This window comes from uncultured Flavonifractor sp., assembly GCF_944387675.1.
Taxonomy (GTDB): Bacteria; Bacillota; Clostridia; order Oscillospirales; family Oscillospiraceae; genus Flavonifractor.
The window spans coordinates 1-9,925 of record NZ_CALXFV010000083.1 but is presented as its reverse complement, the minus strand read 5'-3'; the positions used below and the strand labels follow the sequence as shown (position 1 = coordinate 9,925).

General features: G+C 61.0%; 13 protein-coding genes. 11 read left to right on the top strand and 2 right to left on the bottom strand.

All coding sequences use genetic code 11. The annotated features are described in order from the left end of the window. The 6 genes from Q0J74_RS08430 to Q0J74_RS08405 form a co-directional block, all read left to right on the top strand. Window positions 1–208: indolepyruvate ferredoxin oxidoreductase subunit alpha (locus Q0J74_RS08430; protein WP_363315572.1), on the top strand; the 208-nt coding region annotated here is incomplete at its 5' end. Between the two features lie 6 nt (window positions 209–214). Then, on the top strand, window positions 215–787 hold the full coding sequence (locus Q0J74_RS08425) for an indolepyruvate oxidoreductase subunit beta (RefSeq protein ID WP_297213264.1): 573 nt from the start codon (window positions 215–217) through the stop codon (window positions 785–787). 24 nt (window positions 788–811) lie between these two features. Next, window positions 812–2,113: a phenylacetate--CoA ligase family protein gene (locus Q0J74_RS08420; RefSeq protein WP_297213261.1), complete on the top strand. Its 1,302-nt coding sequence runs from the start codon at window positions 812–814 to the stop codon at window positions 2,111–2,113. A gap of 18 nt (window positions 2,114–2,131) precedes the next feature. Continuing rightward, the gene (locus tag Q0J74_RS08415; protein ID WP_297213258.1) at window positions 2,132–2,575 is read left to right on the top strand and encodes an ACT domain-containing protein; all 444 of its coding nucleotides are present in this window, start codon (window positions 2,132–2,134) and stop codon (window positions 2,573–2,575) included. Window positions 2,576–2,585: 10 nt separating this feature from the next. Beyond that, window positions 2,586–3,752 carry a pyridoxal phosphate-dependent aminotransferase gene (locus Q0J74_RS08410; protein ID WP_297213255.1) on the top strand — a complete coding sequence of 389 codons (1,167 nt, stop codon included), beginning with the start codon at window positions 2,586–2,588 and terminating at the stop codon, window positions 3,750–3,752. Between the two features lie 136 nt (window positions 3,753–3,888). Then, entirely contained in the window at window positions 3,889–4,551 is a 663-nt protein-coding gene (locus tag Q0J74_RS08405) for a UDP-N-acetylglucosamine pyrophosphorylase (RefSeq protein ID WP_297213252.1), read from the top strand. A 30-nt stretch (window positions 4,552–4,581) separates the two neighbouring features. Here Q0J74_RS08405 and Q0J74_RS08400 read toward each other — a convergent pair whose 3' ends face one another. Together Q0J74_RS08400 and Q0J74_RS08395 are read right to left on the bottom strand one after the other, a co-directional pair. After that, entirely contained in the window at window positions 4,582–5,139 is a 558-nt protein-coding gene (locus Q0J74_RS08400; RefSeq protein WP_297213248.1) for a hypothetical protein, read from the bottom strand. Then, on the bottom strand, window positions 5,139–5,792 hold the full coding sequence (locus tag Q0J74_RS08395; RefSeq protein WP_297213245.1) for a hypothetical protein: 654 nt from the start codon (window positions 5,790–5,792) through the stop codon (window positions 5,139–5,141). Before Q0J74_RS08395 ends, Q0J74_RS08400 begins: the two co-directional genes overlap by 1 nt. 273 nt (window positions 5,793–6,065) lie before the next feature. On the opposite strand from Q0J74_RS08395, the gene Q0J74_RS08390 reads away from it, so the two are divergent. The 5 genes from Q0J74_RS08390 (at window position 6,066) to Q0J74_RS08370 (ending at window position 9,800) form a co-directional block, all read left to right on the top strand. Next, a complete protein-coding gene (locus tag Q0J74_RS08390; RefSeq protein ID WP_297213242.1) occupies window positions 6,066–6,971 on the top strand; it encodes a LysR family transcriptional regulator in 906 nt (301 codons plus the stop codon). A 64-nt stretch (window positions 6,972–7,035) separates the two neighbouring features. Beyond that, on the top strand, window positions 7,036–7,422 hold the full coding sequence (locus Q0J74_RS08385) for a MerR family transcriptional regulator (RefSeq protein ID WP_297213239.1): 387 nt from the start codon (window positions 7,036–7,038) through the stop codon (window positions 7,420–7,422). A gap of 64 nt (window positions 7,423–7,486) precedes the next feature. Beyond that, the gene (locus Q0J74_RS08380) at window positions 7,487–8,209 is read left to right on the top strand and encodes a carboxymuconolactone decarboxylase family protein (protein WP_297213236.1); all 723 of its coding nucleotides are present in this window, start codon (window positions 7,487–7,489) and stop codon (window positions 8,207–8,209) included. Window positions 8,210–8,221: 12 nt separating this feature from the next. Continuing rightward, a complete protein-coding gene (locus Q0J74_RS08375; RefSeq protein WP_297213233.1) occupies window positions 8,222–9,349 on the top strand; it encodes an aldo/keto reductase in 1,128 nt (375 codons plus the stop codon). Window positions 9,350–9,362: 13 nt separating this feature from the next. Beyond that, complete coding sequence (locus Q0J74_RS08370; protein ID WP_297213230.1) at window positions 9,363–9,800, top strand: cupin domain-containing protein; 438 nt, start codon at window positions 9,363–9,365, stop codon at window positions 9,798–9,800. Window positions 9,801–9,925: the final 125 nt, after the last annotated feature.

Sequence of the window (9,925 nt, the reverse complement as noted above, 5' to 3'; positions counted from 1 at the left end):
CCTGCTGAAATATGTGAAGCACAAGGCCCCTCTGGCGGTGGACACCGCCAAGTGCGTGGGCTGCAAGAGCTGCATGAGAATCGGCTGCCCGGCCATCTCCATCCGGGAGGGCAGGGCCCATGTGGACGACACCCAGTGCGTAGGCTGCGGCGTATGCCAGCAGCTGTGCGCAGTGGACGCCTTTTTCAGCACGGCGAAGGAGGAATAAAGCGGCATGGAAACGAAAAACATCATGATCGTGGGCGTGGGGGGCCAGGGTTCCCTGCTGGCCAGCAAGCTGCTGGGCCGCCTGCTGCTGGACCAGGGCTATGATGTGAAGGTGTCCGAGGTCCACGGCATGAGCCAGCGGGGGGGCAGCGTGGTCACCTACGTCCGCTACGGCGACAGGGTCTATTCCCCCGTCATCGACAAGGGAGAGGCTGACTTCATCGTTTCTTTCGAGCTGCTGGAGGCCGCCCGGTGGGTGGAGTTCCTCCGTCCAGACGGGCGGATCATCACCAACACCCAGCAGATCAATCCCATGCCGGTGATTACCGGCGCGGCGGAGTATCCCCAGGCCCTGGTGGAGAAGATGACTGCCGCCGGCGCCCGGGTGGACGCCATGGACGCCCTGGCCCTGGCCGAGCAGGCGGGGAGCAGCAAGGCGGTGAATTTGGTGCTGATGGGCAGGCTGTCCCGGTACTTTGAGCTGCCGGAGGAGCTCTGGCAGCAGGCCATCGCCCGCAGCGTGCCGGAGAAGTTCCTGGAATTGAACCGGACCGCCTTCCATTTGGGCAGAAATTCCTGAGGCATGAGGAGAGAGAAAATACATATGGAACGGTATTATCAGAAAGACATTGAGTGCGCCAGCCGGGAGCAGATCCGGGCCTGGCAGGATGAGCGTCTGGTGCGTCAGGTGCGCAACGTGTGGGACAACGTCCCCTACTACCGGAAGAAAATGGAGGAGAAGGGTCTTACTCCTGACGACGTCAGGAACGTGGACGATTTGTCCAAGCTGCCCTTCGTCACCAAGGACGATTTGCGCCAGGCCTACCCCTACGGCCTGCTGGCCCGGCCCCTGAAAGACTGCGTCCGCATCCAGTCCACCTCCGGCACCACCGGCAAGCGGGTGGTGGCCTTCTACACCCAGCACGACATTGATTTGTGGGAGGACTGCTGCGCCCGGGCCATCATGGCCGCCGGCGGCACCAATGAGGACGTGTGCCAGGTGAGCTACGGCTACGGCCTGTTTACCGGCGGCCCCGGCCTCAACGGCGGTTCCCACAAGGTGGGCTGCCTCACCATCCCCACCTCCTCCGGCAACACCGAGCGGCAGATTATGTTCATCCGGGATTTGAACGCCACCATCCTGTGCTGTACCCCCTCCTATGCCGCCTACCTGGCCGAGAGCATGAAGGAGATGGGCCTTACCCCCGATCAGATTCCCCTGAAGGCGGGTATCTTCGGCGCCGAGGCCTGGAGCCAGGAGATGCGCCGGGACATTGAGAAGACCCTGGGCATCAAGGCCTACGACATTTACGGCCTTACCGAGCTGTCCGGACCCGGCGTGTCCTACGAGTGTTCCGCCCAGACCGGCATGCACATCAACGAGGACCACTTTATCGCCGAGATCATCGACCCCAACACCGGGGAGGTCCTCCCCGAGGGCTCCAAAGGCGAGCTGGTGTTCACCTCCATCACCAAGGAGGCCTTCCCCCTGCTGCGCTACCGCACCCGGGACATCTGCGTGCTCCACCACGAGGACTGCCCCTGCGGCCGCACCCACATCAAGATGAGCAAGCCCATGGGCCGCAGCGACGACATGCTTATCATCAAGGGCGTCAACGTCTTCCCGTCTCAGATTGAGACCGTCCTCATGGGCCAGAGCTTCGCCCCCAACTACCAGATTATTGTGGACCGGGTCAACAACACCGACACCATGGAGGTGCTGGTGGAGATGACCCCGGAGATGTTCTCCGACCAGCTCAGCCAGGTGGCCGAGAAGGAGAAGCAGGTGGTGGCCGCCCTCAAGGCCATGCTGGGCATCTACGCCAAGGTGCGCCTGGTGGCGCCCAAGTCCATCCAGCGCAGCGAGGGCAAGGCGGTCCGCGTCATCGACAAGCGGAAGATTTAAGAGAGGAGCTGGGCAACTATGACCATCCAACAGATTTCCGTCTTTCTGGAGAACCGGGCGGGTCAGCTGGCGGAGATCACCGCCATCCTGTCCGAGCACCAGGTCAATATGCGGGCCATCCATATCGCCGAGACCAGCGACTACGGTGTGCTGCGCATGATTGTGGACCGGCCTCAGCGGGCGGCCTCCCTGCTGCTGGAGCACGGCTTTGTCCTGTCCATGACCCCGGTGCTGGCGGTGACGGTACCCGATGAGCCCGGCGCCCTGGGGAAAATCCTCACCCTGCTGGCCAGGGAGAACATCGACGTGGAGTATGTCTACTCCGTGTTCGGCCAGGTGCAGGACCGGGCCTGCATGATCTTCCGGGTGGCGGACATTGACCGCCTGGCCGCCCTGCTCCAGGACAACGGCATGCCGCCCGCCCATCATCAGGAGCTGGGCATCCAAGACGAACAGAAATGAGGGAACCGCTATGCAGCCCATGAGCAGCAAGACCCAGTATTTTACTGACTCCGTCATCCGCCGGATGACCCGCATCGCCATTGCCAACGACGCCATCAACCTGGCCCAGGGCTTCCCCGACTTTGACCCGCCCCAGGCCCTGCTGGACCGGCTGGCCCAGGTGGCCCACACCGGTCCCCACCAGTATCCCATCACCATGGGCGCCCCCAACTTCCGCCGGGCGCTGGCCCAAAAGTGCAAGCGCTTCATGGGCCGGGATCTGGACCCGGAGACCGAGATGGTGGTGACCATCGGCTCCACAGAGGCCATGGTGGACTCCATTTTCGCCCTCACCAACCCCGGGGACAAGGTGGTACTGTTCTCCCCCTACTTTGAGAACTACCATGCCCAGATCCTCTTTGCCGACTGTGAACCCATCTATGTTCCTCTGGTTCCGCCCCAGTTCCACTTTGACGCCAACGTGCTGGAGGATGCCTTTCGGCAGCACCCCAAGGCCATCCTGATCTGCAATCCCTCCAACCCCAGCGGAAAGGTGTTCACCGAGGCCGAGCTGAAGCTCATCGCGGAATTGTGCGTCAAGTACGACGTGTACGCCATTATGGACGAGGTGTACGAGCACATCGTCTACGCACCCCACAAGCACCTCTATATGTGCAACATGCCCGGCATGTGGGAGCGGACCATCTCCTGCTCCTCTCTGTCCAAGACCTACTCCATCACCGGCTGGCGCATCGGCTACGCCATTGCCCCCAAGCCCATTATGGACAAGGTGAAGCAGTATCACGACTTCAACGCCGTGGGCGCCCCCTCCCCCCTGATGGAGGCGGCCATTGCCGGCCTGGAGATGCCGGACAGCTACTATGAGGAATTTGGCGCCCACTACGCCCACATGAAGCAGCTGTTCACCGACGGGCTGCGGAATATCGGCATTCCCTTCACCGATCCCCAGGGTACCTATTTCGTGCTGGCCGACATTGGTCCATACCTGAAGAAGGGCCAGACCGACGTGGCTTTTTGCGAGGAAATGGCCCAAAAGGTTGGTGTGGCCGTGGTGCCGGGTACCTCCTTCTTCAAGGAGGACGTGCGCAATATTGTGCGCATGCACTTTGCCAAGAAGGACGAGACCCTGCTGGCCGCCCTGGAGCGGCTGGCGGATATTAAGAGCAAGATGGCCTGAACGGACAAAAAAATGGGGCCGGCAGTTCGGAAAAGACGGAACTGCCGGCCCCATTTGTCGTATGTTATTGCGCGGGCGATGGGGATTGATTATAATCAGAGTCGCAGAAATTCCCAAGAACCGGAGGAATGAAGGAATGAACATTGGCATAACTGATCTGTTGGATCTGTCCCACACCATGGCAGGCGATTATCTGAGACAGTTCCGCTATCCCTGGCAGGCTCTGGACGGGATCAAGGAGCTGATCCTGAACCTGGGGGCGTCCCTGTCCCCGGAGGAATATGACCAGCCCCAACCCCATGTCTGGATACACAGGAGCGCCGTGGTGGCACCTACCGCCTATCTGGGCGCCCCCTGCATCATCGGGCCGGAGACCGAGGTGCGCCACTGCGCCTTTATCCGCGGCTCCGCTCTGGTGGGGGCGGGCTGCGTGGTGGGCAACTCGGTAGAGCTGAAGAATGTGATCCTCTTTGACGGGGTGCAAACCCCTCACTACAACTACGTGGGGGACTCCATTCTGGGCTACAAGAGCCATATGGGCGCTGGCTCCATCACCTCCAACGTGAAGTCGGACAAGACCCTGGTGGTGGTGAAGGGGGACGAGGAGATTCCCACCGGCCGGAAGAAAATGGGCGCCATTCTGGGCGACTTTGTGGAGGTGGGCTGCAATTCCGTGCTGAACCCCGGCACGGTTATCGGCCGGCACAGCAGCGTATACCCCACCTCCTGCGTCCGGGGTGTGGTGCCGGAGTACAGCATCTACAAGGATCAGACCCATGTGGTACCCCGCAAGGACTAAGCCCTGGGATTGAAGCGGCCCGGGGGGGAGCTATTCTGACTCCCCCTGGGCCGAGTTGTTTGTTGTCTGCGCGGCCGAAGCGGTGGGGATGGCCGCAATGGCCTGCGGGAACTGGTCGGCAATGAGCAGGTTGGGTTTGCCGGTTTTGGCCCGGATAGCCCGGGCGATGTCGGCAAACAGCGCCACCAGACTGTCGTGAGTCAGGGCGGGAGGTTCCGGCTCCTTAAGCTGGATAACATAGAAATTGGATGCCTCGTTTCCCTTCACCGCCTGCCAGTAGATCCCCACGACAGGTGCGGAGACGCCCGGCACAGTTCCGTAGCCCAGTCCGGCCTGTTCGGCGCCTCTGGCCAGGCTGAGCTGAGCCTGGGCAAAATAATCCTCTGCATATTCTGAAACGGGGAGGGACACTCCCATGAACGGCGCCAGCCCGATGCATTCGGAGAGGCTGCTCATCAGACTGGAGAACTGATACTCCATCAGCTCGCCCAGATGCTCCGTGAGGGTTTTCGACGCCTTTTCCGCCAGCTCACTTCCGCTGAGCTGGCGCAGTGTGGTACAAAGCTGCTCAATCAGTGCATTTGCCATCAATAACTCCCCCTCATGGCGCCGAAAATGGCAGTATCTACATATTCCTTGGTGGCGCCGATGGACAGGGGAAGGAAGGGAGCGCCCTCCAGGGAGACCAGCGCGGCGTTAAATTCTGCCTCCGTTCCGGTGTAGCCCCCCGCAACCGCGATCTGGTAGGGGGAGTGCTCTATGCCGCAGTCCGGCAGGGGGAGCTGGGAAGGCAGGTAGGTGCTGGTGGTGAGATCCCAAAGCATCCAGAAGCCGTCACTCCCCGGAATGGGCGGGTGGAGATGAAGGGCCTGAATCTGCTCCAGAGCCTGGGAAAAGGCGGTGGGCAGTTGAGGCCATTGGCTGTCGCCGGACAGGCTGGGCGGAATGAAAAGCTGGGTCACATTGGTGTGGCGTACCTGCTCCTCCCGGGTGGCCCGCAGCTGGACGCGGTAGATACCGGACAGGGCCAGCATCTCTCTGGTCAGAGCGGCGGACAGGCTGCCGCCCTCCGCAGACTGTAGGGGAATGACGTTGAATTTGTCACCCGCCTGCACCAGCAGCTCCCAGGACCACCCCTCCGGAATCCGACCGGTGACGGTGAGGGTATAGGTAAGGTTGTCGTGCTGCCGGGGAGGCTGAGTGCCTGTGCCGGTAATGATCCAGTTGTCGAATGTAATCACGGTTGCGCGCTCCTTTCTCTTGAAAAAGTTCCTACTGTGTGCTGCGCGCCCCCGGGAGTTGCACGGGGAGATACACCCACCTGGTGGAAAACATAAAAAAGCGGCGGACACCGCCGTGCCTGCCGCCCGCCCGCTTCCCCTTTGCCGTAAGGGCAAAGATACGGCTTAAAAATGCAGAAATACCATCTTAAGGCGAGACATATTCCTGCAAGGCATGTTTTTCTTGCCGGATATCCGTCAATCTGATAGGATGGAGGAGAAGGGGGCGGAACCATGGAGCTTCGTGTATTAAGATATTTTCTGGCGGTGGCGCGAGAGGAAAACATCACAAAGGCAGCGGCGCTGCTCCATCTGACCCAGCCCACCCTCTCCCGGCAGCTGATGCAGCTGGAGGAGGAGCTGGGGGTGCAGCTGTTCCGGCGCAGCCGGTACCACATTGTTCTGACGGACGAGGGGATGCTGCTGCGCCGCCGGGCGCAGGAGCTGGTGGAGCTGGCGGAAAAAACCGCACAGGAATTCCGCCGGACGCCGGAGCTGCGGGGTATACTCTCCATCGGCAGCGGCGATCTGGAGGGGATGTCTCTACTGGCCCAACTGCTGTCCTCCTTTCAAAAACTCCATCCCCAGGTGACCTATCAGATCGATAGCGGCAATGCCGATAATACCAAAGCGCGGATTGAGGACGGAACCTTGGACATGGGCTTGCTGCTGGAGCCGGTAGACATCAGCAAGTACGACTTTATCCGCCTGCCGGTAAAGGAACGGTGGGGAGTCCACGTGCCGGAGCACTCGCCACTGGCGCAGAAGCAGGCGGTTACCGCAGAGGACCTTGCGGGAATTCCCCTGATCTGCACCAGGCGCGGCCTGGTGCAAAAGGAGCTGGAGCGCTGGTTTGGGCCGTATGCCCGGCAGCTCCGGGTGGCCGCCACTGGAAATCTCCCCTATAACATGGCCCAGTTGGCCCGGGCCGGTGTGGGGGCCTTTCTCACCATTAAGCTGCATTGCAGCTATGAGGGCCTCCGCTTCCTGCCCCTTTCTCCACCTCTGGAGGCCGGAACCGTCCTGGCCTGGAAGAAGACGGAGACCTTCCCGCCGGCCATGGTGTCGCTGCTGGATCACATTAAAAAATGCCTTCAATCTATTTCTGACGATCCGAAACAGGTATTAGACATGGATTGAAAAACGATTTACAATGTGGGTGTCCTGTAGAGGACACCTGCATTTTTACTTTGGGGGCGGGGAGATGACTATAGAAGAGGCAAGCCGGCGCTACCAAATCCCCATGTATATTCTGCGGGAATATGAGAGCTGGGGACTGTGTGGTGCGGGGAAGAAGGTGATGGGCGCCTGGCGGTACGAGGATGCCGACCTGGAGCGGCTGAGCACCGTCATGACCCTTCACAGCCTGGGATTTTCCATGGAGGAAGTGGCGCGCTACATGCGCTTGCTGGAGGAGACCCACACGGAAGGACAGAGGCTTGAAATGCTGGAGGAGAAGCGGTCTGCCGCCCTGGCTGAGATTCACCTGAGAGAGCGCCAGCTCCTGCGGCTGGACGCGCTGCGCCACCAGCTCCGAAAAATGCGGGGCAGGGCGGGGGACCGCGGGAAGAAAGAGAATCACGGGACGTGAGTGGCGATTCGGCCTGCCGGGCCGGAGAGACGGGGAAGGCGGCCTAATAGAAGGAGGTATTTTTATGGAACTGTCAGCAGAACCCTTTGGATTGGCGGAGCACGACCCGGAGTTTTCCGCTCTCTTTTTTCACTTTGCGCAGGATGAGGTAATCCGGGAGAGCAGGCTGGACGATAAGACCAGGTTTCTGGCCATCCTGTCCGCCCTGATGGGCTGTCAGGGGCTGGAGGCGTTCCGCGCCATGGCGCCTGGAGCCCTGAAAAGCGGCCTGACTCCGGCGGCGCTCAAAGAGCTGGTCTATCAGGGAACCGCCTATCTGGGGCTGGGGCGGGTGCTGCCCTTCCTGGATGCGGCCAATCAGGTACTGGAGGAGTCGGGGGTGGCCCTCCCACTGCCGCCCCAGGGAACCACCACGGCGGATACTCGGATCGAGGCGGGCAACAGGGTTCAGGTGGAGATCTTTGGCGAGCAGATGAAAGGCTTCCAGCACAGCGGGCCGGAGGAGAGCCGCCACATCAACCGCTGGCTTGTGGGCAACTGCTTCGGCGATTACTATACCAGAGGAGGGTTCGATTACCGGCAGCGGGAGCTGATCACCTTCTGCTTCCTGGCCGCCCAAGGGGGCTGTGAACCCCAGCTGGTGAGCCACGCCGCCGCCAACCTGCGCATAGGCAACCACAAGTCCTTTCTCATCGACGTAATCTCTCAGTGCCTCCCCTATATCGGTTATCCCCGCAGCCTCAATGCCCTGCGCTGTGTGGACCAGGCCGCGCAAGAGACGAAGTAAGGAGCTGGTTTTATGATCTACAAAGAATTTCAGGGTTTAAAGCTCTCCAACCTGGGTATGGGCTGTATGCGCCTTCCTGTGACGGAGGGGAAGGATGCCGCGGTGGATCAGGCCGCCGTGGAGCAGATGGTGGCCCGCGCCATGGAACGGGGTGTCAACTACTACGACACCGCCTGGGGTTATCACGGAGGAAATTCGGAGTTGGCTGTGGGCAAGGCCCTGGCGGCCTATCCCAGGGACAGCTTTTACCTGGCGGACAAATTCCCCGGCTATGATCTCTCCAACATGGGCAAGGCAGAGGAAATCTTTGAGGCGCAGCGAAAGAAGTGCCGGGTGGAGTACTTCGATTTTTACCTCTTCCACAATGTGTGCGAAATGAATATCGACGCCTATCTGGACCCCCGGTACGGCATTCTGGACTATCTGCTGGAGCAAAAGAAAAATGGGCGCATCCGCCATCTGGGCTTCTCCTGCCACGGCGCCATGCCGGTGCTGCGGCGGTTTTTGGAGGCCTACGGGGCGTATATGGAGTTCTGCCAGCTTCAGCTCAATTACATCGACTGGCTCTTCCAGGACGGCCGGGAAAAGGTGGCGCTGCTGGAGCGGTTCCACATTCCCGTGTGGGTGATGGAACCTCTCCGGGGCGGCCGTCTGGCCCAGCTCAGTGAGCGGGAGACTGCGGTGCTTCGGACCCTTCGGCCGGAGCGGTCCGTCCCCGCCTGGGCCTTCCGCTTTCTCCAGAGCATCCCCGGAGTATCCGTCATCCTGTCCGGTATGTCCGATTTGAACCAACTGGAGGAAAACCTGTCTATTTTTGATACGGAGGAACCCCTGACTCAGGGGGAGTGGGAAGCTGTTCTGGCCCTGGGCGGGGAGATGACCCATCCCAAAGCCCTCGCCTGCACCGCCTGCCGGTACTGTACCGCCCACTGCCCCCAGGGACTGGACATTCCCCGCCTGCTGGCCCTGTACAACGAGCACCGCTTTACCGGCGGCGGCTTTATCGCCCCTATGGCTCTCTCCGCCATCCCGGCGGACAAGCGGCCCGAGGCCTGCACCGGCTGCCGCAGCTGCGAGGCGGTCTGCCCCCAGCAGCTGAAGATCTCAGAGGCTATGGCGGAATTCCGCAGCTTGCTGTAAAGGAGGAAGTATCGTGAAGTACATGGAACCTGAAAAATTTGCCCGGGAAAATGTGTTTGGCCTTGGCCAGGCAAATGCCGCCTACGCCCGGTTTTTTGTGGGAAACTCTTACCTTAACCCCCTGACCGCCCCCGGGCAGTGTCCGGTGGCCCTGGCCAATGTGACCTTTGAACCCGGCTGCCGCAACAACTGGCACATCCACCGCGCCAAGGAGGGCGGTGGGCAGCTGCTCCTCTGTACCGCTGGGGAGGGCTGGTACCAGGAGGAGGGCAGGCCGGCGATCAGTCTGACCCCCGGCACGGTCATTACCGTTCCGGCCGGTGTGAAGCACTGGCACGGGGCCAAGCGGGACAGCTGGTTTTCCCACATCGCCGTGGAGCTGCCGGGAACGGAGACCTCCAATCAATGGCTGGAGGCCGTCTCCGACCAGGAATATGCCCGGCTGGACTAACAAGAAAACGGCGGGGCCGGTGTGAACCGGAACCCGCCGTTTTTCCATTTTTATACCAGCTCCGTCAGATCGTAGGGCGTGGTCTGATAGACGTAGTAATTGAGCCAGTTGGTGTAGAGCAGTTG

Excerpts from the sequence above, each read along its gene's own strand:
- Q0J74_RS08425 (WP_297213264.1), top strand. The coding sequence starts at position 215 with ATGGAAACGAAAAACATCATGATCGTGGGCGTGGGGGGCCAGGGTTCC.
- Q0J74_RS08420 (WP_297213261.1), top strand. The coding sequence starts at position 812 with ATGGAACGGTATTATCAGAAAGACATTGAGTGCGCCAGCCGGGAGCAG.
- Q0J74_RS08415 (WP_297213258.1), top strand. The coding sequence starts at position 2,132 with ATGACCATCCAACAGATTTCCGTCTTTCTGGAGAACCGGGCGGGTCAG.
- Q0J74_RS08410 (WP_297213255.1), top strand. The coding sequence starts at position 2,586 with ATGCAGCCCATGAGCAGCAAGACCCAGTATTTTACTGACTCCGTCATC.
- Q0J74_RS08405 (WP_297213252.1), top strand. The coding sequence starts at position 3,889 with ATGAACATTGGCATAACTGATCTGTTGGATCTGTCCCACACCATGGCA.
- Q0J74_RS08400 (WP_297213248.1), bottom strand. The coding sequence starts at position 5,139 with ATGGCAAATGCACTGATTGAGCAGCTTTGTACCACACTGCGCCAGCTC.
- Q0J74_RS08390 (WP_297213242.1), top strand. The coding sequence starts at position 6,066 with ATGGAGCTTCGTGTATTAAGATATTTTCTGGCGGTGGCGCGAGAGGAA.
- Q0J74_RS08385 (WP_297213239.1), top strand. The coding sequence starts at position 7,036 with ATGACTATAGAAGAGGCAAGCCGGCGCTACCAAATCCCCATGTATATT.
- Q0J74_RS08380 (WP_297213236.1), top strand. The coding sequence starts at position 7,487 with ATGGAACTGTCAGCAGAACCCTTTGGATTGGCGGAGCACGACCCGGAG.
- Q0J74_RS08375 (WP_297213233.1), top strand. The coding sequence starts at position 8,222 with ATGATCTACAAAGAATTTCAGGGTTTAAAGCTCTCCAACCTGGGTATG.